The following is a 24,153-nucleotide window of genomic DNA, read 5'->3' on the forward strand; positions in this document are numbered from 1 at the left end:
CAAAGATCCGGGTGGTGGTTCGATCTTACGCGCGTCCGGAGAAGATCGCCGCGCAGCCCCTGATTTCGACCGCGACCGATCCAAACCGCTGGCCAAGCGCGCGCTTCAAACCATCTGCGTCATCCTGCACGTTCGAGAATATTCCCTTTCGGTTGTAGAAGTCCATCAGGCGCTTGGCAGGCCAGCTCCGCGCGACGCCGCCCTGGAGCAAGGTCGAACCGAACAAGACAGCACCCGGTTTCATCAAGCTCTTCAGGTGATCGAAGGCCACCGACTTCGAGTCGATTGAGCCGGGAATGCAATGCAGCAGATAGTTGATGCCGACCGAATCGAATTTCGGCGCATCCATCAAAATCGGTTCCAGAACATTTCGGACATAGGCTTCCGGCCTGTAACGGGCAATTCGCCGAGAAGCATAATCGAGCGCGTTCCGATTGAGGTCCATCAGAGCGACACGTGGCGTCGGCGACGGAAATCGGCAGCGGTCGAGAAAATACCCCGTCCCTACCCCGACATCCAAATGATTTGCCGAGACGCGCTCGTTGTAATGCTCCAGGAGGCGTTGGGTCGGGCACTTCCAAATCAGACTATTGGAGAGTCCGAGCACGAGAAAATCATAGGCATTGAGCATGCGCTTTGTGTAGACAGCCTGCCCTGCTTCGACTTGTTCCGCGCTCACGCCCATGGCTCTTACCTTTGCTGTGCCGACCGTGGATCCGGTCTACCACAATTATTCTGCGGCTTCGATTTTGACCGCGTGGAGACGGATTGCAGCTAAGCGGGGGTGTTTCAAATGGAACCGGGGAGGGTCGCTCGCCGTTGCGACGCTGACGCGATCTTTGCGAAGCCCCGTATCATGTGCCGGTGAACGCCGATGTGCATGACATAGACGTGATCTTCGTCGATGAGCCGGACGATCTCATCAATCCGCTGGGCATCAAGGGCGTTGGCGAGATCGGCATCGTCGGCGTGGTGGCGGCGATCGCCAACGCGGTCTATCATGCGACCGGAAAGCGGGTGCGCGATTTGCCGATCACCCTCGATAAATTGCAGCGCTGAGACTTGCTTTTCGCGGGGCGCGCAAACCGCCCCCTGCCCCAGCCTTCGTGATCCTCGCGCGTCCCCGACCTTGAACCGGACATGAACGCAAGCTTCATCCGGGCTTCAGTCGAAAAGGATTTTACTCCTCTTCGGCAGGCAGGGAAGCTTGCCATGAGGAGAAACAATCATGACCAAACGCATTGTCTCTTTCGGCGCGATCCTTGCCCTTCTCGCGCTGCCGCTCGCGGCGCAAGCGCAGCCAACAAGCGCCCCTGTTGGCGCGGGCGTGGCAACAAGCAAGGCAACGCGGGTCGCTGGAACGTCAGAGAGCACCGGCGGAAGCTTGCTTTCAACCGACCAGACCGCGAAGGTCCATGAATATGTCGCGAAAGAGAAAAGACCGTCCGTCAGCATAACGGAGAAATTGGCCGTCGGCACGGTCTTGCCCGGCAGCATCGAGCTCTATCCGCTTCCGGCAAGCCTGGGCATCAAGAGTGAGTACCGCTACAGCGTCGTGAACGAGCATACGGTCCTCGTCGAGGCAAACACGCACAAGGTTACCCAGATCCTCAACTGACGAGAGGGCGATGGAGGGCGGCCCTTTCGTGGCCGCTCTTCAGCCCGGCGTTGCATCATCTTCCAACTTCGCGCGCGCTCGGCAACCCTCTTAAAAGAGCCTTAACTCAAGGCATCGTTTTCGAAGCGCGGATGAGGTTCCGTTCGACTCGCGACCCTTCCTCGACCTTCAAGACGAGCAGAATTTGATAGGCATAAAATTGATCGCGAAAATTTCGGAATCGCGGCGAATAGGCTCTCGTCTCAGGATCGGGGCCCGTCCCGCGACATAGCTTGCGTGGCTTGGTACTCAAATTTGTCTAAACTGGGCGGATGAACAGGAGAGGCAACGAGCCACATGCCAGATTTTACTATCTGCGCTCTATGTTTAAACAAGGCTCCCTTGAAGGAAAGCCACATAATTCCAGCGTTCGTGTTCCGATGGCTGCGGGATACTTCTGCAACGGGCCATATCAGATCTGCCGAGACCCCGAACAAGCGGGTTCAAGATGGACTGAAGGTTCCGTTACTCTGCGAAGAATGCGAGCAACGCTTAAATGTCTGGGAGAAGCCGTTCTCCGAGCGAGTGTTCCATCCTTGGTACGAGCAGTCGGGCCAGTCGATCAAATATGGCGACTGGCTTTTAAAGTTCTGCGTTTCGCTTTCCTGGCGTGTGCTTCGACACATAAGGGATTTCAACGGCCTCGCCCATTTGAGCGATCCGCAAAAGATGTTGAGCGAGACCGCGCTGAAACGTTGGACGGACTTCATGCTCGGCAGAGTGCCGCACCCAGGCCCCTTCGAGCAGCACTTGATCCCTCTGGGTGCGATAGACTCCCACACATTTGGGGAAATGCCGCAGAATATCAACCGCTATATGTTGCGCGCTGTTGAGCTCGACCTGGCGCACAGTAGCAGCGTCGTATTTACTTACTCAAAGATCGGTCCATTCGGCTTGTTCGGAATAATCCAACCTACGACAATGAAGTGGGAGGGGTCAAAGGTCCATGTAAAATATGGGGTTCTTGGTCCCGGAAAATATCTGCTTCCTACAGAACTCTTCGAATACATTAAGGATCGAGCGCGAAATTATGGAAACATTCAGGCCGGCATGTCGGAACGGCAATTCGATAAAATCGACGCGACCTCTATGGGCGATATCGATCGATTCCGTGCGTCAGGCACGTTTGCGGCTATGCACCACGATGTGCGTCTGTTCGGTGATGCTTCGGTTCTCAGGCAATCGAAGCGGAAGCACACAGATTAAAACGTCTATATTCCGTACGGAGGGGCGAAAGCGAGGATACCGCGACCCCAGCTGGTGCAAACTTTTCTACACAGACACCTCTCAACCCGCCCCCCCCTACGGCGACTTATCCTCCAGCCCCGCCCCTTCGTCGTCGGCGAGATCGTCGCTGGTGATTTTGATATGGTGCGCAACTCGCGGACTTTTCTTTCCCCCGACCCCGGCGCCGTAGCGCGCCTCGATCAGATCATAGAGCAGCCGTGCCGTCTGCACTTCGGCGCCCAGCGGCCGGCCAGGCTTTGCGGCCGGCGTCCAGGCATAGATATCGAAATGCGCCCAGGCGCTCGTGCGTTCGACGAAGCGGCGCAGGAACAGCGCCGCGATGATCGAGCCCGCGAAGGGTCCGCCGGAAATATTGTTGAGATCGGCGATCTTGCCCTCAAGCAGCTTGTCGTAAGGATCCCATAGGGGGAGCCGCCAAACCGGATCTTGCGCGGCGGCGCCGCAGGCGGCGATCTCGGCGGCGAGCTCGTCGTCCATCGTATAGAAAGGCGGAAGCTCGGGGCCAAGGGCAACGCGGGCGGCGCCGGTGAGCGTCGCAAAATCGAGCAGAAGATTTGGCGCGCCCTCATCGGCCAGAGCCAGCGCATCGGCGAGAATGAGCCGGCCTTCGGCATCGGTGTTGCCGATCTCGACGGTCAAACCCTTGCGGCTCTTGTAGACGTCGCCCGGGTGAAACGCATTGCCGGAAATTGCATTCTCGACGATCGGCAGCAACACCCGCAAACGCACCGGAAGCCCCGCCTCCATGATCATCGAGGCCAGCGCAAGCGCCGTCGCCGCGCCGCCCATATCCTTCTTCATCAGCAGCATCGCGGCATCGGGCTTGATATCGAGGCCGCCCGAATCGAAGCACACCCCCTTGCCGACCAAAGTGACCTTGGGATGGCTTGCCTTGCCCCAACTGAAATCGACAAGGCGCGGCGGTTTTTCGGCCGCCCTGCCGACCGCGTGAATGAGCTGAAGATTTTCCTGCAGCAACGCCGCGCCGCGGATCACCACGGCCTTCGCCCCGTATTGGGCCGCAAGGCTAAGGGCCGCGGCTTCGAGCGCATCGGGATCCATGTCGTTGGTCGGCGTGTTGATCAGATCGCGCCCCAAGGCGACGGCTTTTGCAATCCGCTCGACACGCGCGGCATCGACGCCCTCGGGACTGCAGAGCTGCGGCCCCTCTTTCTCATTGGCCTTGTAGCGGCGGAAGCGATAGGCCGAGGCAAGCCATGAGAAGGCCGCAAGCGTTGCATCATGCGGGGCGTTGGCAAAACGATAGAGCCCGGCCGGCAGCTGGGTCGCGAGCTGTCCCGGCAACAGCAGATCGCGGCTGCGCGCCTCCGCCGATTCGATCCCAAAGAGCACCGCCGCGATCTTGCCCTTGGCGTCCGGCAGGATCTGGCATTTGCCGGGCGTTGGCTCAAACGCGCAGGCGGCGGCAAAAGCCTGCGCTTGCGGCGGCAGGCTCGACCGCACCTCCGGCCACGTCTCCTTGGTGACAAACCAGATCGGTGTTGCTCCCCGTGTCGGTGCAACGCGAAGCAACATAATACTCTCCTCAAAAATTGCTTTTTAGCGCCGGGGCCGGGATTTGATGGAAAATCGGCGCCCATTGCAACCGGGAAATGGCTCTTTGCGCGCGGGGACCCAGTGGCAATCTCAAGCGTGACCTTGATCCAGCCGAGCTTTCCTAGCCGATCTCGATCAGCAGCGGTTCCAAACCGGCGATGGTCGCCTCGATCTTGTCGCCCTTGACGACCGGGCCGACCCCGGCGGGCGTGCCGGTGAAGATGAGGTCGCCCGGCAGGACTTCGACGAGTTGCGAGAGATAATGCACGATCTGGGGAACGCCCCAGATCATCTCGCCGAGATCGGCATCCTGACGCAGTTCGTCATTCACCTTGCACTGGATTTTGCCCTTGGCGACGACGCCCGTGTACATTTCCGGGGTGATCGAGGAGCAGGGCGCGGAACAGTCGAAGGCTTTGGCCATCTCCCAGGGCTGGCCTTTTTTCTTCGCCTCGTTCTGTACATCGCGCTTGGTCATATCGAGACCGACGGCATAGCCGAAGATCATGTCGTTGACCTTTTCGGGCGGGATGTTCTTGCCGCCCATGGCCATCGCCACCACCAGTTCGACCTCATGATGCAGATTGCTGGTGCCCGGCGGATAGGGCATGGTTTCGCCGTTCTGCAAGATGGCGCCTGGGGGCTTCATGAAGAAGAACGGCGGATCGACGTCGGGATTTCCGCCCATTTCCTTGGCGTGGGCCTTGTAATTTTGGCCGACGCAATAGATGCGCCGCACCGGGAATGGCTTGGTCGACATCGACATGAGCGAGATGATCGGCGGCTCGGCGAAGGCATAATCGCCCATGGGGTCAAACCTCGGTTGGATTTTGTTTCGATGGGGAGGCGATGCAATCGGCTTGCCGGACTGACGGAAGGTCAGTCCACGTCGAGCGGTTCGGTTCCGCTGGGGCGGCCATCGGCAGCCAATGTAATTTTCTCAATTCTCTGCTCGGCGCTTTTGAGCAGAGTGTTGCAATGGGTCTTCAGCGCTTCCCCCCGCGCGTAGATCAGGATCGATTGCTCCAGTCCGACACTGCCTTTTTCGAGCTGGTCGACGATCTGTTCGAGTTCGGCGAGCGCCGCCTCGAAAGACATGGCCGCGATATCTTCGTTTGTGGCAGGCAAGGTCGCGTTATCCTATTAGAGGTAAACCTGCGTTTTAGAGGGGGTTTGCGCGCGGAGCAATTCCAGAGTGAAGGGCGTGCCTTCAAAGCAATTAGACCCGCGCCCGATTTTTTCGACGGCCCCGACCATTCGCCCGTTGCGTTCGAGCATGACGTCGGCAATCGCCACCAGCCGCGCATTGGGTGTCGCGGTCGGCGATTTGGCTCGGATCGTTTGTGCGATCTCGGCCTCGCTGCGATCCGGGTTCAGGGCACAGGCGGCAATGAAGGCCGCCGCCGTCGAGCGGCTCACCCCGGCCCAGCAATGGATCAACAGGGGGGACGACTGGTCCCAGCCCCGCACAAAGGCAAGCAGCTTTTCGACATGGATTTCGCTGGGCAGAATATGGCGATCGAGGCTCACGACAATGTCGGAGATGACGACGACAAGATGTTTTTCGGGAGAAATTTCACGCGGGCGGCGGACCGGAGTTCCCTTGTCGATCAAAGTGACCAAGCTTCGCGCCCCGGTTGCGCTGACCGTTTCGGGCACTTTCGAAAGCGGGCAAACGTGAATTCGCGGCAAAGATGAGCTCTCCCTGCGAGGGGCCAGGCAGAGGCACCTCCCGGCAAGCGCCTTATAAGGGGTGCAACTCCCGAAAGGAACAGTTTGCAGACGGCTGCGCTGGTGAACCGCACCAAAATTACGGCAAGGAACTGTTAAGCTAAAGCCTAATCCCGCGTGCCGCCCCTGAACTTAGCGAGCCCGGCGGCACAGGCGTTGGAGCTCCTCTAAAAAACGCCCGGCGGCAACCGACGGCGCCCAAGGCTCCCAGGCAACGCCGCCGTAAATTTCGACCAGCGGATCGGTCGCCAGCGCTTTGTAGGGAATCCGCAAAGTCGTGCGGACTTCCTCTTGCGTCCAACCGACCACATGGACGGCCTCCGAGGCGGCGGCGACGCGATCCTCCCTCTTATGGATCTTGCGCTCCGCCGCGGTCCATGGCGGCAGGCCGTAGCGGAGGGCGACGGCATTCTCCAATCGCGTGGTCAATGTGCGAAAGGCCTCGCCTAGAAAGGGCTTCACCACCGAAATACAATCGAACCCCAGCAGCCCTTCGTCGGCGTCGTGCAGCAATTCGCGAAGCTCCGCGCGCACGTTTTGAGCATCCTTGGAGCGACGCTTGTACAAGGCCAAAACAAACAGCGAATGCTGCGCCACGGAGAGCGGCAACGGCCAGGCGGAATGGCCGCCCCAGCGGTAGGTCCGCGCAAGGCCCAAGGCCAGATCCTTGTCTTCCCAATCGAACGGCGTTGGGTTCAAAAGATCGAGGCGCTTGCCGGACGGCAAGCGGACCCACGCCCTTGCATCAGCCATTGCGTGAAGCATCAGTGCGCATGGTCGGCGCAGGCGTCGTGCCGCCAGCAGGTGACCAGATGATCATTCACCATGCCCGTGGCCTGACAAAAGGCATAAACGACGGTCGGTCCGCAAAACTTGAATCCCCGGCTCTTCAAATCCTTGGCGATCTTCATCGAGAGCGGGGTTTGCGCGGGGATTTCGGTCGCGTCGCGATAGGCATTTTGGATGCTGCGGCCATCGAAGAAACCCCAAAGATAGTTTGAAAAGCCTTCGCCTTCCTGAATCTCCAGCCAAGCACGGGCGGAGCTGATCGTACCTTCGATCTTCGCACGGTTGCGGACGATCCCGGCATTGTTCATCAAAGCGTTGATTTTCCGGCCATTGTAACGAGCGATCATCTGCGGGTCAAAATTATCGAAGGCGGTACGAAACGCCTCGCGTTTACGTAGAATCGTGATCCAGGATAAGCCGGCCTGAAAACCGTCGAGCATGAGTTTTTCATAGAGAGCCCGGTCGTCTCGTTCGGGCACGCCCCATTCCTCGTCATGATAAGCAAGATAGAGGGGATCGTTGCCGGGCCAAGAGCAACGCGGCCGCTCATCGGACTTAGCTTCGAGCAATGCCATGACAACTTTGACCAAAGCAGAGACTAAGAACCGCTTTTCCTGTCACGCGGCTGCCTGCCTCGGCCGCAAGACAAAACACACGTCGTTGGAAAGAAGCTCGTACTCGTCATATTGAGGCAATTCGCGCCGCACGGCGTCTGTCAAATATTCCTTGCCCAAATCGGGCCAAAGGGGCCGATCCTGCAAGACCTCGAAATAGGTCGAAAACAGGGACGCATATTGGCGCCTCGTCAATTTGTTCAGATAGGTGTCGGGCTGAAACCGGTTGCGCCGAAGATGCTCCCAGGGCTCCGACCGTTTATCCTTTTCGGCCAAGCGATGCGCATACCATTCGGTTAAGTGGGCGCCGATCAGCCCTGTGTAAACCGTCACGATGATGTACAATAGCGCATCTGCTCGAATGCGTTGCCGCAAGAACTCCAGCAACCGCACAAGGGAGTCTGGATCAATGTGTTCAAACACGGAAAATGAATAAATGAGGTCTGGCTCGACGGTCATTCGTTTCCAAACGTCGGGCGCTCCGGCATCGCCAATGACTAATCTCTTTGAGTTAAACTCAAACCGAGGATCGATGCTCCGCCGGATCTGATCGAAGAACCTGCGGCGAGCATTGCGTTCGAAGAGCGTGAATCTGGCAAATGATTTGACTGCGCGGAGCGGCCCATTCCTACGTGCGATCTTGAGGAATTCTTGCGGGGAGCCCTCCAAGACCGGTTGGTCCATGTCAATCCCGAAGGCATCGACCCCACGCGCGTTGAAATACATAATTCGGTAGGGTTTAGCCCCAAATCCAATCTCGACCGCACGCAAATGGGCGAATCCCCGTCCGAGAGTAGACTTTGTTAAACTGTCAATTCGATCGAAGTCTGCGCGAAGACGCGCCATGTCGGCATCGGCGGCTCCCGCCATATACATTCGAAAGAGATCTCGGTAGTAGAGGAAGCGTTCGCTGAGCGGAATGCGGCTGGAAGAGTTGCTGTTGGATTGCATGCTTTTGAGCCCTCGACCCGCGAGACGTTTAGTTTAGCGCATCAATTTGGACCGCCCTGGAACTGGATTTATCTTCAACGCAAATTATGACATGGCGTGGGCTAGACAGGGAACTACATCCAAAAAGTTTTGCGGGCCGCCGAAACTCAGTTGGAAAGATAGGACGGCAGGACGATCTCCAAAGGAACGCCTTCGGCCATGGTTACCGCGCCGGCCGTTCGCGCGTCCTCCAGTCGGTCAAGCCGCACCATTGCGAGCCCCTCGTCCCCCGCCGTCGAGCCGACCTGGCCGATCGGCGTTTCGCCGGCCGTAATCGGCGTGCCCGTCGCCTGAGCCGCCCCATTGAAATGGATCTTCACGATCCGTTTGCGGGCCGACTTGCGGAAATGAACACGGGCCACAACCTCCTGCCCAACATAGCAGCCTTTCTTGAAATCGACACCGTTCAGCAAATCCAGATTGGCGTCATGCACAAAGGTATCCCCATAGGCGAAGTCGACGCCGCCCTTGGGCACGCCTTGCGCGACGCGATGCGCCTCATAGCGCGTTGCATCGGCACCCATGAGTTTCAACAAGGTCTCGCGTGGCGCGATCATGCGCAGACCCATGCCCGGCGCGCGCATGTCCCGATAGACAATCCCACCAACGCCACCCGGTGCTTCGCCCTCAAAAATCGCCGCGACTCCCAGCGTCTCCGATTGATCTTCGATTTCGATCTTAGCCCGCATTTTGTGCAAATTGAGTCGTTTGACCAGATCGGCCGCGTATTCGCGCGGGCAATCCAGCAAAAAACCCGCCTCCGGTCCTTCCGGCAGCGGAACGACAAAGAAATCGATGATCAACTTGCCCTGCGCCGTCAAAAGGCCGGAATAGCGGCTTTCGCCCTCGGGAATGCTCAAAACGCTGTTGGTAATGACCCGGTGCAGAAATTTGCTGGTCTCGCCGCCTGACATCCGAATGATGCCACGGTCATTGAGAAGACACTGCCCCTCTTCCATCCTAAGCCTCGACTTTCCCTGTGCACATTTGTAGATAATCCGCCACTGACAAGGCGCAAGCTGCTTTTCTTTGCAATGGACAAGCCAATGCCGCAGGGCTTCGACGCGATTCTAAAGGGCGGCACCGTCGTCGATCATACCGGAGAGAGCCCCCGCGATATTGGCATTCGCGGCGGGAAAATCGCCGAAATCGGCAATCTTTCCGGCTCCGCCGCGGGTGAAACCATTAATGCCACGGGCCTGCATATTCTGCCCGGATTTATCGACACGCAGGTGCATTTTCGCGAACCCGGCCTTACCCACAAGGAAGATTTGGAAACCGGCTCCCGCGCGGCGGTTCTTGGCGGGGTGACGTCGGTCTTCGAAATGCCGAACACCAACCCGGCAACCACAAGCGCGGCAGCACTGGCCGACAAGGTCGCGCGGGCAACGAACCGCATGCATTGCGATTTCGCGTTCTGGGTCGGCGGCACCCATGAGAATCCCCGCGACATTCCCGAGATCGAGCATTTGCCGGGCGCGGCCGGGATCAAGGTGTTTATGGGATCCTCCACGGGTTCGCTCCTTGTCGAGGAGGATGCCGGCGTGGCCGCCATCCTTGCGCAAACGCGCCGGCGCGCCGCTTTCCACAGCGAAGACGAGTTTCGCCTCAACGAACGCAAGGACTTACGTGTAGCAGGCGATCCCTCCTCACATCCGATTTGGCGCGACGAGACCGTGGCGCTCCGTTCTACCGAGCGTCTGGTGCGGATAGCGCGGGAAAATCGCGCCTTGATCCACGTGCTCCACGTCTCCTGCGGCGAGGAAATAGAGTTCTTGGCGGCGCATAAGGACATCGCAAGCGTCGAAGTGACGCCGCATCATTTGACCCTGAGCGCCGCGGATTATGCCCGGCTTGGCACAAAATTGCAGATGAATCCGCCGGTCCGCGATGCAAGCCATCGCGAACGCCTTTGGGCGGGTGTGGCGCAGGGCATCGCCGATATCCTCGGTTCCGATCATGCGCCCCACACCTTGGAAGAGAAGGCCAAGCCTTATCCGCAAAGCCCTTCCGGCATGACCGGGGTGCAGACCCTTGTCCCGATCATGCTCGATCATGTGAACAAAGGCAGGCTGGGGCTGCTCCGCTTGATCGACATGACGAGCGCCGGGCCGGCGCGGCTCTTCGGGATCGCCGGCAAGGGTCGGATCGCGGTCGGCTATGACGCCGATTTCACTGTCGTCGACATGAAACGTCGCGCAACGATCCAAGACCGCTGGATTGCATCCCGCTGCGGCTGGACACCCTATGATGGATTCGAGGTTACCGGCTGGCCCGTCGGCACGATTATCCGTGGCCATCGCGTCATGTGGGAAGGCGAGCTGAGCGAGCCTTCGCGGGGCCAAGCAGTCCGGTTCCAGCAGGCTTTGTAATGAACGCGGCGCTCTGCTGAGCGGCTAAAGCGTCTTCAAGAATCCCGCAAAACGCATCAAACCCTCGGGCCAAGGGCCATGACCGCTCTCGCTATTGATGTGACCCGAGAGGCCCGCATCGACCAATTCCGCGCCGAGCGCGCGGGCCAGGGCCTCGCTCTCGGCAAAGGATGAAAAAGGATCGTCGCGGCTTGCGATCACAAGCGAAGGAAACCGAAGCGGTTCATCCGGAACAGCAAAGAAAGCCGGATCGACCGTATCAAGTTGCGTGAGGGCCGTACCGGACGGTGGGGCCACCAGAAAGGCACCCTTCACCTTGTCGGCGTTCGCGAGAGCCTGCGCGGCATGAACCGCGGCGAGCACGCCGAGACTATGCGCGACTAAAACGACCGGACGCTCGGCACGCTCGACCTCCTCGATCACCCGGCTGCGCCACGACTCGAAATCGGGCTTCTCCCAGTCCGCTTGAACGACACGCCGCGCCGTTGGAAGCTTGGCGTCCCAACGGCTCTGCCAGTGATCCGGCCCGGAACCGCCAAGGCCCGGTATGACAAGAATGTCCGCCTCTGATGTCCGCATCAAAAACTCGCCGGCACGATCATGATTGGAATTGCGGCCTTACACAGATAGGAGGATTTCGTCGGGTTAGGCCTATTGGGCAAGCTTTGCCGCGTTCGATCCACCTTGTGCGAGTTCGCGGCTGAGAATGCCGATAAAGTTTTGGTAGAGTGTTTCTTCCACCGACTCGAATTGCTTTGAGCGAATCGAAAACTCAGGGTCGGCTGCCCGAAGCGAGGCCTCGACATCGGCAAGATGCTTTGTTTCTTCCGCCAGAAGTCCGCCGAGCTTCTTGGCGATTTCGGACTCCCCCAGCGCATTTTTGTACATTCCGTAAACGCTCAGTGCGCGACGTTCGACCAGCCAGGTCACATAGCAATAGGCAAGCTTGACGCGCTCTTCATCGCCGCGATCCGCAAAGGCTTCATCGCAAAACCGGTCGAGATCCTGAAAATAGGTCTCGGCCTCTTCGCCGCAAAGCAGGACTTCGGGAGCATAGGAGTCAAAATTGGCGCCTCCCAGTTTCACCGCAAGCTTTTTGAGACCCAAGGCATGGCGGCCTTCCTCGCAAGCATGGCCAAGGACCTGGGCAGTCAAAGTCTCGGCCTTCTGGCTCTTCACGATCTTGCGAAAACCAACATATTCCAGATACGAGAAAGTGTTCAGCCAGCGCGCATGCAAGGCGGGATCCGCGACGATCCTGTCAACGAGGGTTTCCAACCGGTCCTTTGCGTTCATCTTCAATTCCGTCTCTTTTCCTTCGCGCTGTCTTCTGCTCGGCAGGTCTTCAGCTCTCGCCGAAGACGCGCTTGAAGACCACATCGACATTCTTCAAATGATAGCCGAGATCGAACAGCTCTTCGAGCTCGCCCTCGTTCAGCAGTTTGCGAACCTCTTTGTCGCTTTTTAGAAGCGTCAAAAACTCGCCCTCGCCACGCCAAACCGGCATGGCATTGCGCTGAACCAAAGCATAGGCATCCTCGCGGCTCGCGCCTTTCTGGGTTAGCGCGAGCAAAACCCGCTGGGAATGGACAAGCCCTCCCAGGCGGTCCAAATTCTTCTGCATATTGGCGGGGTAGACGATCAGCTTGTCAATCACCTGCGTCAGTCGCGCCAGCGCGAAATCAAGCGTGATCGTTGCATCGGGAGCGATCATCCTCTCGACCGAAGAATGCGAGATGTCCCGCTCGTGCCAAAGCGCGACATTTTCCATGGCCGGCAGGGCCATGCCGCGGACCAGACGGGCGAGCCCCGTCACGTTCTCGGTCAGAACGGGATTGCGCTTATGGGGCATCGCGGATGACCCCTTCTGCCCTTCCGAAAAAAATTCCTCTACTTCCAAAACTTCCGTGCGTTGCAAATGGCGGATCTCAGTCGCCAGTCGCTCCATCGAAGATGCGATGACGCCGAGCGTTGCAAAGAACATCGCATGACGATCCCGCGGAATAATTTGGGTCGAGGCGGGCTCGACGGAAAGGCCAAGTTTCTCGGCCACATGGGCTTCGACGCGCGGATCGATATTCGCATAGGTGCCGACCGCACCCGAAATTGCGCAGGTCGCGATTTCTTTCCGCGCATGTTCGAGACGTTCGCGGGCGCGTAAAAATTCGGCATAGGCTTGGGCGAGTTTGAGTCCGAATGTGACCGGCTCGGCATGGATGCCGTGCGAGCGGCCGATGGTCGGCGTCAGCTTGTGCTCGAAGGCGCGGCGCTTCAACGCGGCAAGCAAAGCATCGATGTCGGCGAGCAGAATGTCGGAAGCACGCGCAAGCTGAACGGCCAAACACGTATCGAGCACGTCGGAAGAAGTCATGCCCTGATGCACAAAGCGCGCCTCGGGGCCGATGAATTCGGCAAGATGAGTCAAAAAGGCGATGACGTCATGCTTGGTAATTTTTTCGATTTCGTCGATCCGCGCGACATCGAAGGTGACGTGACCGGCCTTGGCCCAGATCGCCTCCGCCGCCTGTTTCGGAATGACGCCGATTTCGGCCAAGGCATCGCAGGCATAGGCTTCGATCTCAAACCAGATGCGAAACCGTGTTTGAGCCTCCCATATGGCGGTCATTTCGGGACGGGCGTAGCGCGGGATCATAAGGGGGCTCGTGAGCTTGTGATGAGGCAGGCGGAAAGCGTAGCCCGCCCGCGGGACCCTGTGCGGGCAAAGGGAATCGCTCTAACCGAAGTTTCACGCGATTTGTCGGCAAGAAAATCAGCTGTCTTTTCTGCCGAGGATTTGCTCTAACACGCCACCGCGGCCGCCGCAAAACGCGCTATGTCATTGCCTCTTCCCGGGGGCCTTGTCCTTCAGACCCTTCAGACGTGCGATTTCTGCCCGGATCGGTCCATAGGGGCCGTATTTATGCTGCTCCTCGCTGAAGTTGTCGGCGTAAGGCCCGTAGGGGGCATCGATGGGCTTATCCAGCAAATCCTCGGCGAAGTCTTTGTCTAGCCCCGATTTATGCGGGCGCGCCTGCGATTCGACATAGGCCGCGACATCCCAAGCCTCCGCAGGCGACAGCACAGGATTTAAATAATCGGCGCCATGCGGCATGTTGAAGTGGATGAAATTGGCGAGCGTTATGAGCCTTGCCATCCCCGCCCCATTGTTGAAGCTGTCTTCGCCCCAGACCGGCGGCATGGCATAGCCCAAAGCCAAATCCTCGGGAGAAAGCGCGATGCCGGTGCCGTTGCTATTGTGGCAGCCGAGGCAGGCGCGGACATAGACTTGATTGCCATGCTTTGGATCGGCGGCGCGATCGAGGTCCGGCATCTTGCCGGCCCCAAGCCCCGGGAGTTGCTCGCCGCGCGAGACGCCGGAAGACAGGAATTTGACATAGGAAACGAGGGCTTGCATTTCCGGCGCGTCATGGGGGAGCGGGCGACCGTTCATGCTGCGGGTCATGCAGGCATTGATCCGGTCTTCAATGGATATGTCTTTTCCCAATCGAGCGCTGTAATGCGGAAAATATTCGTAGAGCCCGAAGATCGCTAAGCCGAATTTCTTGGTGCCCGCACTGAGGTGACAATTGCCGCAGGCAAGATTGTTTCCGGCATAGCGTTTGGCGGGATCGGCCACATAAGGTCCGATATGCGCATAGGTCGCGGTGATAAGTTCGCGCCCAAATCGCACTTGGCGGCCGTATTCATCGTCCGGCAGACTCGTCAAATCGGGGACGCTCCAGATCGGAGAGCTTTCTTTGGCCTCCTCGGCCGCAACCGGTACGAAAGCAAGGCCGCCATAAAGTATCATGGCAGCTAGGCATGTGCGGACCAGAGTCCTGACCATCTCTATTCTCCCGGTCGTCCAGATCCAGCCCAAGAAACCCTGTTTCGGCGTTGATCGCAAGGACGTGTGACCGATCACCGGTCGCCTCGTCGACGCCCGCACGGGCCCAATCAGCATGTGCGGACCCCTCCGTTCGGAGTGTCCGCACATTACACGATTGCGACAGATTCTCTTGGAGAAACGCGGGAATGCAATGACGCGGGTTCACAGCCCGGTCGGCGCAGCCGACCGCAAGCTGATTACTTCCATTGCAGTGGGAATTTTAGATTGCCGCTACCATCATAAACACCCCAATGTGTCTCAAACGGCCCCGGCGCTGTACTTTTCAAATCCTCATCATACGCCTCGAATACAAAACACCGTATCCCTCTGGCTGGAAGTCGCGGTGTTCCCGCGCCGCTTTTGCAGTGAGTGATCAAATTTTGCAGGAACGTCTGGGCGTTTGCGTTGTTGGCGTCCACGTCGCCGGCCGTGGGCCAGCCGCACTCGCCAATGACGATTTCGAGGTCCCCATACCCGATCTTGTCGAGCGCCACATGCAGAGCATCGATCATCGCGTCGAAGATGTTCTTGTAGGTATAAGCTCCATCTTTAACCCAGTGGTCAGACCCTGCCGTGAACAGGCAATAATCCAATGGTACGTCGTTGCGATTCTGCGCGCGAGTTATGAAGGGATAGATGTTGACCATGAAAGGGGCGCCGCTAGCCTGCATTATCGCGCACGTGCCCTTGATGATCTCCACCAGCTCCGGCTTGATGGCGCCTGCGGATGGCGGATAGGAAGCCCCCATGAATTCGAAATTTTGGGGAACAGTCACGCCGATCCCTAACAATCCTGCTTTATTCAATGCTGCATTGAGGTTCTTGACCGCGGGGGCCAAGACCTTATCGAATTGATGATTTTGCCATGAACCCAGAGGCTCATTTCCAACACAGATCCAGGAGAGTTTCGCCGTAGCAAATTTCTGGATCTCGGTAATGAAGTCCTGGGTTTGGCCGTTTGCGAAGGACACGAGGTCGTCATTCGACGTCCCGACTGCATATGTGAGCACCGGGTTCTTGCCCCCTGCGGCCGTGACGAAGTCCTTATCCGGGAGAGAAAATGTCTTCACCATGTTCACAAGCGGTGCAATCTGGTTCCCCGCCGCGCTGGGATCAATAGGTTTCGATTGAAAAGCGGTGCTAAAATTCATTCCCATGACAAAATTGGACGGGACGGGAGCCATATCGTTTTCCTCGTTTGTTGGCGTTCCTCCGTTAGGGCGGCTTACGAGAGACCTTCCGCAGACCCGGCAATGCCCCACGCTGCCTGCGCGGTTCCGGGATCATGAAACTAGGGTCTTGGTGCCCCCTAATCGGTGTACAGTTTTTCTATATTCACTTTTTATAAAAAAAATAAAACTATTGTCAGTCATATAACCGAGACCGTGCCCGCATCGAGAAACCCCTTCGGGTCCGACTCAAGAAATCCCGCTTTGGCGATAACGGCTCTTCCAACTCGGCAGGGCGCCTGGAAAAGGCAAGGGCTCTGCCTCGTAGATTGCGCGCGCAATTGCACGCGAAAGACAATCAGCGGCCAACATGCCGATCTCGGTCTGGTCGCGGAGCGTCGGCAGTTTCCGCGCTGCGCCTGTCGCGGCGGCAAAAATCGTATCGCCATCCATGGCCGCATGCGTGGGACGCAATGCCCGCGCCATGCCGTCATGCGCCATAATCGCAAGGCGTTTGGCTTCCGGTTTCGTCAGGGTCGTATCGGTGGCAACGATCGCGATCGTCGTATTTTCCGCAGCCTCGCCCTTGATGCGCAAATTGAGCGCGCCGGATGGCCAGGGAGTTGGCCAGCCCAGCCCGCCGAACTCGCCATCTCGTTCATAGGGAGCGGCCCAGAAATGCGGGCCATCGCCAATCGTCGCTCGGCCGACGGCATTGACCGCAACGAGAGCGCCGACCCGAAAGCCGCCTGACGTCGTGTCGCTCGCCGAGCCGAGGCCGCCTTTCAGGTCAACCGTCGTCGCGCCATATCCCGCGCCGACGCTGCCTAGCAAAAAATCATCCGCCGCCGCAGCCGCGGCCCGATAGCCCAAATGCCAATAGATCGGCTCGCGCCCAAAATTTTTATCGCCGCCATTCAGAAGGTCGAAAAGAATCGCGCCCGGCGCGATCGGCACCTTGATGTCACGGACGGCAAAACCCCGGCCGCTCTCGCGGAGAAAAGCCAGAACCCCGCCCATTGAATCAAGGCCATAGACGGAGCCGCCCGAAAGGACCAGGGCGTCGATCCGGTCGACACTCATCTCGGGTTCGAGCAAGGCCGAATCGCGCAGCCCCGGCGCCCCGCCATGCACCGCAACCGAGGCGACGACGGGAGCGTCAAAAATCAGCGCGGTGACCCCCGAGCCGAGCTTTTGGTCGTGCGCATGCCCGACCCGAAGGCCGGAAAGATCGGTGATGAGATTTTTCAAACTTGCCGCAAGGCAACAGAGCGAAGGGAGTTTCAACTATCTGGAATTTGCCTCGCGCGGTCAACTCAGCCTTGAATCTTTGACGTGTTTGCCCGTGGCTTTCGCAAGGATTTATGTGTGCACCGCACAATCGTTCTCCAGATTTCATCCCCCATTCAAACGCTTCAGAAAGCCGCGGGCCGGTGGCTTGACCGCGACTTTCGCGCATGACTATTCTCGCCGCGCTTTGATCCCCGCTGAACAGCAGCGGGGCTCGATCGGCAAATCAACAACAGAAAGTTCGGCGGACCAAATGGTACGAGAATTTCAATATCGCGGGGAAACGTTCAGAGTTAATGCGCATGGCATCGCGGGCCATGAGGAAGTCTTCATCATCTATCTCGTCGATGGCGAAGAAGTCGAAGAAACCTCCATCGATCGGATGACCGAGGAGAACGACACAAGCGCCCCCCTTGAAGATATTTGCGTCATGCTGTGCGATCGCCTGATCGCCGAGCACAACATCGCGTGTGGGGCTCCCGATTCCGGTTTCACCTGGGTCGAAGGAAAAGTCCTCGCGCAAGTTCATGACGGCATTCAAGATCGTCATTGATTTGATTGCGGCAGCTCTTGCATCGCCCCAAGCGTGATCCGGGATGCCGACACGCTTGGGGAAGTCATGTGACAAGCGGACCTCAAGCAAACGTCAGGTCTGGAACGATCTTGTGCTTGTCACGCGCCAGCAATCCCTAAGTCGCGCCATACCGATTGACCACATCATGCGCGAGCTTGCCTCCTTCCGCCAGGAAGCGGCTGATGATCGCCTGCGCGTTGGGGGTACAAAAATGGTAGATCCGTTCGTAATCACGAAAACCGCGATTGTAGACGCCGGCTAGCCGTTCCTTGCGGGCACCGGTCTGCGCTTCAGCTTCGAGAAGCTCCCGCATTTTGGCGCGCCAATCGACCCCGGGAGCCGATCCGCACAGCTCGTTGAGATAGGTCAGCGCGCCGAGAATTTCCGCAAGCCGAAATAGATCCGGATCGTAGGGCGGCGGCGGCGTCTCGGACTCGGGCGCCGGATTTACCGGACCATTTGGCGTTGGCTTGGCCGGCGTGCCCTTGGGGGAGGTGGGTTTTTTCGCCACTTTCGGCTTGGCCTTGGGATGCACGGGCGCCGGTGGCCTGATCTGCGCCGGCGGCGGTCCCGCGGGCGGGCGGCCAAAGAAGAAATCGAATTGGGCGTAAGCCGGAACCGAGATCAAGACGCACATTATCGCCACAACACTGGTCCGGCGCGTCATCTTCAGAATGTTTTTGACGCCAGCAATCACCAAAGCTCCTTTCATGGGCAAGCTTTCGCGATGGCCCTGCCCTCGCTCCGCAGGGCAAGGAGAGATTGCGCGGCCTCGACCACCGCAACGACATGCGGCGTGCAGTCGAGATCGGCAAGACGCGCGGGTTCGGCCCAAACAATTTCGGCGGCTTCCGGTCCGGGCGTGCCCTCTCCCGCGATCCATTCCCCGACGAATGACGCGATGACATAATGGTGCCGGATCTTGTCGGCGCCGTCGCGCTCGATCGATTCCACGTGCCGATTGAACGCGATGATCCGCGCATCGACTTGCACCTCTTCCCACAGCTCGCGCAAGGCCGCCGCCTCCAAGGTCTCGCCCACCTCAACGAGTCCGCCCGGCAATGAGAAGGCGCCGGCAAACGGCGGATTGCCACGTTTGGCGAGAAGAACCCGCCCGAAGCGAAATACTGCGAGGCTGACCGCGAGACATGGACGATTCGGGTAGTCCCGCGCCGACCGTGCGGTCGTCTCTATGGACGCGTCGAGTAATTCACCCTGTCTCATGGGTAAAGGCGCTCCTTGCGCCAAGCCTCCTGCGGCGTTTCCCGACGGAAGGCGATACGGTCGTGAAGACGAAAGATGCCTTCAGACCAAAACTCCAAATAGAGCGGCGAAATCTTGTAGCCCTTCCAATACGGCGGCCGGGGGATTTCGCCAAAGCCAAATTTCGCTGCATATTTAGCCGCGGCCGCCTCGAGCGCCAGCCGGCTTTCGAGCGCGCGCGATTGCTGGCTTGCCCAAGCGCCGATCTTGCTTTGCAATGGACGGCTTGCGAAATAGATGTCAGCATCGGCATCGCTGACGAAACTTACCGGGCCCCGCAAACGGACCTGCCGCCGCAACGACTTCCAGTGCAACACCGCCGCTGCCTGCATATTGGCGCGGAGCTCTTGACCCTTCGCACTCTCGGAGTTTGTATAGAAGATGAACCCTGACGCATCCGCCGCCTTGAGCAGGACCATCCGCACGTTGGGGAGGCCATTGGCATCGACGGTTGCAAGCGCCATCGCATTCGGATCGTTCGGTTCGCTTTTTTGCGCCGCATCGAACCAAGACGAGAACAAAGCGGACGGCTCATTTGTCTCGGTGAAGTCACGACTCGTTAACTCGTTCAACGCTAAATCTCCTGAAGACGCAAATCCAACCAGCGGCAACGTCGTGACAGGCAAGGTCTTCAGCCGCAATCGTCGATATGAACCAAACGCGACGCCTTGTAGCACGGCTGGCCAACCGCGAGCCATTTTTCGTTTGGCGCGGCTTGATTCTCATGGACAAAACACCCTCGCGCGGGCTTGCCTTGCCGGCATCCTCGGCAGCTTCGGCGCGCTGCTCGCCGGTTGCTCCATGTCGTTTCCGATCTCCCCCTTGATGTCGCCGCCTTCAAGCGAGGACACGACAGGCGCGATCCCAAAATCGCCGCTCGCCACGCTCCTCGATGCCGAGGACTGGCGCCGCGCCAAGGCGGCGCTTTCCACCGCCCTCGATCCTCAGGGAAATGGCGCCCTCGTGACCTGGGAAAACCCGGATTCGGGGCACAAGGGCTCCTTTAGGCCGGTGGGCAAGGCCTACCCCTCGGAGTCCGGCATTTGCCGGGTTTTTCTCGCGGAGATTGACCGGAAGAGCGATCCGAAGTCGATTCAAGGCACCGCCTGCGCGGATAAGCAGGGTCAGTGGACCATCGCCGAGTCGAAGCCCTGGAAAAAGATTTAGATTATAGCTAAGTCTCGCTGCAATCAGAGGCTTGGCACCCGCCAGCCTTGCGTCCGGCGTGCTCAAGCACCAATTTTGCAGGAGAAGTGCGCTCGGGCCAAAGCTGAGCGAGCGCTGGAACGGGACGATCGATGCGTGATCCTTATGTGGTTTTGGGCGTAGAAAAATCGGCGGATGCGGCAGAGATCAAGAAGGTCTTTCGCAAGCTGGCAAAAAAATTTCATCCAGACCAAAGCAAGGACCCCAAGGCGAAGGAAAAATTCTCCGAGGTCAGTCTGGCCTACGAGATTTTAGGCGACGAGAAGAAGCGGGCCGCGTTCGACCGCGGCGAAATCGACGCCGAGGGCAAGCCCCGTTTCCATGGTTTTGAAGGGTTTGGCGCCGGAGGGCCGGGTTTTGGCCAGAGAGCTGGTGCGGGCGGCCCGGGTTTCGAGCATTTCGAGTTTAATTTCGGCGGCCGGCCTGGGGCCCAAGGTTTTAACGCCAGCGACATGTTTGCCGATCTCTTCAACGCGGGCGTGGCCGGCGCCCGCAAAGGCCGTGGCGCGCATGCGCCGCCCCAGCGTGGCGAGGATCTAGCCGAAAGCGTGACAATCGGCCTCGCCGAGGCCGTGAAGGGCACGACGGCCCGGGTGACTTTGCAGACCGGCCGCACGCTGGAGGTCAAGGTTCCGCCGGGCATTGAAGACGGCAAGCAAATTCGCCTCAAGCGGCAAGGGCAACCCAGTCATTTCGGCGGCGAGCCCGGCGACGCGATCGTAACCGTGCGTATTTCCAAACATCCGTTTTTTCGGGTGGAAGGACGCGACTTGCGGCTGGACCTGCCAATCACCCTTTACGAAGCGGTGCTGGGAGGAAAGGTCAATGCGCCAACCCTCGATGGCACGGTGGAACTTGCGGTGCCTCCCGGCTCGAACGGCGGCCGTACACTGCGGCTGCGCGGCAAGGGCCTTCCCACCTCGCAGGGATCCGCCGGCGACCTTTTGGTGACACTGAAAATCGTTCTGCCGGACGAGCCAGACCCGGATCTCACCAGTCTTCTGCGCAAATGGGAGGCCCAAAAGCCCTACAATCCGCGCCGTGAGATGAAGTAACCCGGCGGCGAGGCGTCCAGCCGCCATGACGCAACGTTTAGTTGAATGCTTCCACTTCGGCACGGATTTCCTCCGCGAGTTTTTGGAGTTCAGCCTCGGTCAGAGACCCGGCGAGCGCATAATCCGCCCCGTTTTGCCGCCAATAGACCGCAGCCGAGGGGAACTTGCCGGACTTGCGCGTGACCGTGTCGCTGGAATCATCGGAGCGTTCGACGCAAAGGGCGGCGTCGACGGCCTCCGACTTTGCGTAAAACATGCAGAGCATTTCGCCGAGTTCGCTCGGCATGACCCGTACACCCGCCAGCTTCAGCCCGCGCGATGATAGGTTTGGCAAAATCAACGCCGTCGCTTCCCCTCGCCGCGCGGCGGCGCCCTTTGGTGCCAGGCGAGCCACCGCGTCCTTTGCGTTAGGGGGCGGCGCGAAGGCCAGCAAGGCGGAGATCGTCCGGGTCACCAAAGCCTCGTCCGATCTGCCCGTCGCCCCGCTATCTGTGGCCGACGTCTCTTCCGACCGGCTCAGCCGATCGAGGGCATATCTCCCGCCGGTCGCCAGGAGTGCCCCGGCCAAGAAAGCCAGCGCAATAAAGCTCGCCGCCCATCGGCGCCAGGATTGAAGGGAAGCTACGGCCTGATCGAGTTTGCTGGCCTCGCTCCCCCCAGTTCCGCTCTCGGTCGGAGGAACAGCCGGCCAGGACAGATGGATCGGCTCGTTTTCAACCGAAGCGAAAGCGGCACGGATGGTTTCGTTCTGTCGCCGCCACGCTTGAACCCGGGCCGCGTCGGCCGGTGAATTGGCGAGAAAATTTCGGACCGCCTCCCGGCGTCCGGGCTCCAGATCGCCATCGACGAAGCCATGCAACTCCGCTTCAGTCACCGGGGGCCGGGAGCCGCTGTCAGGCATCAGTTTCTATTTGACCACTCGCAGATAGGCAGGGCGAGGCTTCGGCGGGTGCACCAAAATTTCGGCCGGAGAATTCTGCCGCAGGGCCACTCGCGCCCGTGACACACGGGCAATCAGCACCGCGCGAGAGATTTTCAGAATCCGCGCGGCGTTCGCATAGCTGAAACCTTCGAGAACAACCAGCAGCAAGGCCTCGCGCTCCTCGAGCTTCAAGGCGGCAAGCGAACCTGCAAGCTTGTCCTGAGGCGAGGCAACAAGCGGAATTTTTTCAGCGGCATGCGGTCCGCCGCTCAATTGCTGAGTCTTGGCACCCTGCCGACCGGCGGCAAGGGCCTCACGATGCCATTCCGTGAGAAGCGAATAAAGATGGAGGTAAAGCTCGATTTTTCGGAAGCTGGCCCCGGTTTCATAGGTGCGCAGGACCACGGCATTCACCAAATCGTCGGCCATTTCGTTAGGCCCCGGTTGGCCGCTGACGAGCGCCCGCGCATAGCGGCGTAACCGCGGCGCACACCGATCCAGATGCTCTCGCAAGCTCACCTTCGCGCTCCGTCGCCGGCGCCCACGCCGGCCTTGTGCGGCTTCGCCCTGATCACAAATATAAAGGCCTTCGCAGGCTCTTGCCTAGAGCGGTCGCCGAAAAAGGCGACCGGCTTCCCGAAAAAAGACCCGCCCCAACTTGTTGATTTTGAGCGCTTCCTCTTCGATCTTATGTGCAAATGGTCGAATTTCGCCAGCGCCGAAGTAAAACTGGCTGGGGTCTTTCCATTTCTACCTATCTTGCGCTAAACCCACGCAGCCCTTAAACGCGGCTGACACCGCGGCCGTTCCAATTGGCCGTTTCCTTAGTTTTTCTGATCCGGATCGAGAATGACGCAACCGGGAATTTTTACGCCTGGACGACAAACTGCGGGAATCCTCGCGGGAAAACGGGGCTTGGTCCTCGGGCTCGCCAATAATCGGTCGATCGCTTGGGGAATCGCCAAGGCTGCCCATGAGGCGGGTGCCGAACTCGCCTTCACCTTCCAGGGCGAATCGCTCGAAAAAAGGGTCCGGCCCTTGGCCAAGGAACTCGGCGCCCATGTGGTGGGAGATTGCGATGTCACCGACCCCGCGACCCTGGACGCCGCCTTCAAGCAAATTGAAAGTATTTGGGGGAATTTAGACTTCGTTGTGCACTGCGTGGCCTTTTCAGACAAGGATCAGTTGACCGGCCGATATATCGACACGACAGCGGACAACTTCAGCAATTCTTTGCTGGTCTCCTGTTATTCTTTTACCGCCGTGGCGCAGCGCGCCGAAAAATTAATGCCCAACGGCGGCGCGATGTTGACCCTCACGTATTATGGCGCGGAAAAATGGATGCCCCATTATAATGTGATGGGGCTTGCCAAGGCTGCGCTTGAATCGAGCGTCCGCTATTTGGCCGCGGATCTGGGCGAGCGCAACATTCGGGTCAACGCCATATCGGCCGGACCCATTAAGACTCTGGCGGCCTCCGGCATCGGCGACTTCCGCTATATTCTGAAATGGAACGAGTATAATGCTCCGCTTCGGCGTACGGTGACGATCGAAGAAGTCGGCGAGAGCGCCGCCTTTCTTTTGTCCTCAATGGCCCGCGGCATTACCGGCGAAATCCTTCATGTCGACGCGGGCTACCATGTCGTTGGCATGAAAAACCCCGCCGCCCCCGATATTTCCGTTCTTGGCAAGGATTGAGGCGTTCACTGGCCATTCAGTTGCGAACGCCCATTGTCTCGCGTTGGAACCTGGGATCGAGCTGAAGCACGGCAATTCGAGCACGACAAAGTTCGGGCACAAAAGAAATGTTTAGTGCAATTTCGGTAT

Annotated in this window: 28 protein-coding genes and 1 pseudogene; 9 read left to right on the plus strand and 20 right to left on the minus strand. The window is 59.0% G+C overall.

The genetic code is table 11. The features are described from left to right. Positions 1-25: 25 nt before the first annotated feature. The gene (locus CU048_07730) at positions 26-685 is read right to left on the minus strand and encodes a methyltransferase type 12 (protein QBR71193.1); all 660 of its coding nucleotides are present in this window, start codon (positions 683-685) and stop codon (positions 26-28) included. A 167-nt stretch (positions 686-852) separates the two neighbouring features. Between CU048_07730 and CU048_07735 the strand changes: the two are divergent. The 3 genes and pseudogenes from CU048_07735 to CU048_07745 all read left to right on the plus strand — a co-directional run bounded on the left by CU048_07735 (position 853) and on the right by CU048_07745 (position 2,863). After that, positions 853-1,059 (plus strand): annotated as a pseudogene (locus CU048_07735) (hypothetical protein). 169 nt (positions 1,060-1,228) lie between these two features. Further along, on the plus strand, positions 1,229-1,618 hold the full coding sequence (locus CU048_07740; protein QBR71194.1) for a hypothetical protein: 390 nt from the start codon (positions 1,229-1,231) through the stop codon (positions 1,616-1,618). 381 nt (positions 1,619-1,999) lie between these two features. Beyond that, on the plus strand, positions 2,000-2,863 hold the full coding sequence (locus CU048_07745; GenBank protein ID QBR71195.1) for a hypothetical protein: 864 nt from the start codon (positions 2,000-2,002) through the stop codon (positions 2,861-2,863). A gap of 96 nt (positions 2,864-2,959) precedes the next feature. Here the strand turns inward: CU048_07745 and CU048_07750 are convergent, their stop codons facing one another. The 8 genes from CU048_07750 to CU048_07785 form a co-directional block, all read right to left on the minus strand. Beyond that, positions 2,960-4,441: a leucyl aminopeptidase gene (locus CU048_07750; GenBank protein QBR71196.1), complete on the minus strand. Its 1,482-nt coding sequence runs from the start codon at positions 4,439-4,441 to the stop codon at positions 2,960-2,962. A 142-nt stretch (positions 4,442-4,583) separates the two neighbouring features. Continuing rightward, the gene (locus CU048_07755) at positions 4,584-5,270 is read right to left on the minus strand and encodes a fumarylacetoacetate hydrolase (protein ID QBR71197.1); all 687 of its coding nucleotides are present in this window, start codon (positions 5,268-5,270) and stop codon (positions 4,584-4,586) included. 71 nt (positions 5,271-5,341) lie between these two features. Beyond that, positions 5,342-5,560, minus strand: a complete 219-nt coding sequence (locus CU048_07760) for an exodeoxyribonuclease VII small subunit (protein ID QBR72750.1) — start codon at positions 5,558-5,560, stop codon at positions 5,342-5,344. Positions 5,561-5,605: 45 nt separating this feature from the next. Then, positions 5,606-6,154, minus strand: coding sequence for a protein tyrosine phosphatase (locus CU048_07765; protein ID QBR71198.1), 549 nt, complete (start codon positions 6,152-6,154; stop codon positions 5,606-5,608). A 171-nt stretch (positions 6,155-6,325) separates the two neighbouring features. Continuing rightward, entirely contained in the window at positions 6,326-6,946 is a 621-nt protein-coding gene (locus CU048_07770) for a phosphohydrolase (protein ID QBR71199.1), read from the minus strand. Positions 6,947-6,957: 11 nt separating this feature from the next. Beyond that, positions 6,958-7,557 carry a DNA-3-methyladenine glycosylase I gene (locus tag CU048_07775; GenBank protein QBR71200.1) on the minus strand — a complete coding sequence of 200 codons (600 nt, stop codon included), beginning with the start codon at positions 7,555-7,557 and terminating at the stop codon, positions 6,958-6,960. 42 nt (positions 7,558-7,599) lie between these two features. Next, positions 7,600-8,472 carry a class I SAM-dependent methyltransferase gene (locus CU048_07780; protein QBR71201.1) on the minus strand — a complete coding sequence of 291 codons (873 nt, stop codon included), beginning with the start codon at positions 8,470-8,472 and terminating at the stop codon, positions 7,600-7,602. A 221-nt stretch (positions 8,473-8,693) separates the two neighbouring features. Further along, positions 8,694-9,545, minus strand: coding sequence for a folate-binding protein (locus tag CU048_07785; protein ID QBR71202.1), 852 nt, complete (start codon positions 9,543-9,545; stop codon positions 8,694-8,696). A gap of 87 nt (positions 9,546-9,632) precedes the next feature. On the opposite strand from CU048_07785, the gene CU048_07790 reads away from it, so the two are divergent. Beyond that, positions 9,633-10,958, plus strand: coding sequence for a dihydroorotase (locus tag CU048_07790; protein QBR72751.1), 1,326 nt, complete (start codon positions 9,633-9,635; stop codon positions 10,956-10,958). A gap of 24 nt (positions 10,959-10,982) precedes the next feature. On the opposite strand, the gene CU048_07795 is transcribed toward CU048_07790, so the two are convergent. From CU048_07795 to CU048_07820, 6 genes are all read right to left on the minus strand, one after another. Further along, entirely contained in the window at positions 10,983-11,537 is a 555-nt protein-coding gene (locus tag CU048_07795; GenBank protein QBR71203.1) for an alpha/beta hydrolase, read from the minus strand. 72 nt (positions 11,538-11,609) lie between these two features. Continuing rightward, positions 11,610-12,254 carry a hypothetical protein gene (locus tag CU048_07800; protein QBR72752.1) on the minus strand — a complete coding sequence of 215 codons (645 nt, stop codon included), beginning with the start codon at positions 12,252-12,254 and terminating at the stop codon, positions 11,610-11,612. 49 nt (positions 12,255-12,303) lie between these two features. Then, positions 12,304-13,611, minus strand: coding sequence for an adenylosuccinate lyase (locus tag CU048_07805; GenBank protein QBR71204.1), 1,308 nt, complete (start codon positions 13,609-13,611; stop codon positions 12,304-12,306). A 183-nt stretch (positions 13,612-13,794) separates the two neighbouring features. Further along, positions 13,795-14,769, minus strand: a complete 975-nt coding sequence (locus CU048_07810; GenBank protein ID QBR71205.1) for a cystathionine gamma-synthase — start codon at positions 14,767-14,769, stop codon at positions 13,795-13,797. Positions 14,770-15,044: 275 nt separating this feature from the next. Continuing rightward, positions 15,045-16,031, minus strand: coding sequence for a hypothetical protein (locus CU048_07815; protein ID QBR71206.1), 987 nt, complete (start codon positions 16,029-16,031; stop codon positions 15,045-15,047). A 234-nt stretch (positions 16,032-16,265) separates the two neighbouring features. Continuing rightward, positions 16,266-17,267 (minus strand): peptidase T4, encoded by a 1,002-nt coding sequence (locus CU048_07820; protein ID QBR71207.1) that lies wholly within the window; start codon positions 17,265-17,267, stop codon positions 16,266-16,268. A gap of 292 nt (positions 17,268-17,559) precedes the next feature. Here CU048_07820 and CU048_07825 point away from each other — a divergent pair, with 292 nt between their 5' ends. Then, a complete protein-coding gene (locus CU048_07825; protein QBR72753.1) occupies positions 17,560-17,859 on the plus strand; it encodes a hypothetical protein in 300 nt (99 codons plus the stop codon). Between the two features lie 136 nt (positions 17,860-17,995). Here CU048_07825 and CU048_07830 read toward each other — a convergent pair whose 3' ends face one another. The 3 genes from CU048_07830 to pdxH all read right to left on the minus strand — a co-directional run bounded on the left by CU048_07830 (position 17,996) and on the right by pdxH (position 19,841). Then, the gene (locus tag CU048_07830; GenBank protein QBR72754.1) at positions 17,996-18,517 is read right to left on the minus strand and encodes a TIGR02301 family protein; all 522 of its coding nucleotides are present in this window, start codon (positions 18,515-18,517) and stop codon (positions 17,996-17,998) included. Between the two features lie 71 nt (positions 18,518-18,588). Further along, positions 18,589-19,104 (minus strand): NUDIX hydrolase, encoded by a 516-nt coding sequence (locus tag CU048_07835; protein QBR71208.1) that lies wholly within the window; start codon positions 19,102-19,104, stop codon positions 18,589-18,591. Beyond that, a complete protein-coding gene (gene pdxH / locus CU048_07840; protein ID QBR71209.1) occupies positions 19,101-19,841 on the minus strand; it encodes a pyridoxamine 5'-phosphate oxidase in 741 nt (246 codons plus the stop codon). The genes CU048_07835 and pdxH overlap by 4 nt, the downstream gene beginning before the upstream one ends. A gap of 103 nt (positions 19,842-19,944) precedes the next feature. Here pdxH and CU048_07845 point away from each other — a divergent pair, with 103 nt between their 5' ends. Together CU048_07845 and CU048_07850 are read left to right on the plus strand one after the other, a co-directional pair. Further along, positions 19,945-20,310 carry a hypothetical protein gene (locus tag CU048_07845; GenBank protein ID QBR72755.1) on the plus strand — a complete coding sequence of 122 codons (366 nt, stop codon included), beginning with the start codon at positions 19,945-19,947 and terminating at the stop codon, positions 20,308-20,310. A 131-nt stretch (positions 20,311-20,441) separates the two neighbouring features. After that, entirely contained in the window at positions 20,442-21,404 is a 963-nt protein-coding gene (locus CU048_07850) for a molecular chaperone DnaJ (protein ID QBR71210.1), read from the plus strand. Positions 21,405-21,441: 37 nt separating this feature from the next. On the opposite strand, the gene CU048_07855 is transcribed toward CU048_07850, so the two are convergent. Beyond that, the gene (locus CU048_07855) at positions 21,442-22,305 is read right to left on the minus strand and encodes a hypothetical protein (protein ID QBR71211.1); all 864 of its coding nucleotides are present in this window, start codon (positions 22,303-22,305) and stop codon (positions 21,442-21,444) included. A 6-nt stretch (positions 22,306-22,311) separates the two neighbouring features. Then, positions 22,312-22,755: a hypothetical protein gene (locus CU048_07860; protein ID QBR71212.1), complete on the minus strand. Its 444-nt coding sequence runs from the start codon at positions 22,753-22,755 to the stop codon at positions 22,312-22,314. 72 nt (positions 22,756-22,827) lie between these two features. Here CU048_07860 and CU048_07865 point away from each other — a divergent pair, with 72 nt between their 5' ends. Both CU048_07865 and CU048_07870 read left to right on the plus strand, forming a co-directional pair. After that, positions 22,828-23,094: a hypothetical protein gene (locus tag CU048_07865; protein QBR71213.1), complete on the plus strand. Its 267-nt coding sequence runs from the start codon at positions 22,828-22,830 to the stop codon at positions 23,092-23,094. Between the two features lie 81 nt (positions 23,095-23,175). Beyond that, entirely contained in the window at positions 23,176-24,024 is an 849-nt protein-coding gene (locus tag CU048_07870; protein ID QBR71214.1) for an enoyl-[acyl-carrier-protein] reductase FabI, read from the plus strand. The last annotated feature ends 129 nt before the right edge of the window (positions 24,025-24,153 follow it).

Source organism: Beijerinckiaceae bacterium (assembly GCA_004564215.1).
Taxonomy (GTDB): Bacteria; Pseudomonadota; Alphaproteobacteria; order Rhizobiales; family Beijerinckiaceae; genus Methylocapsa.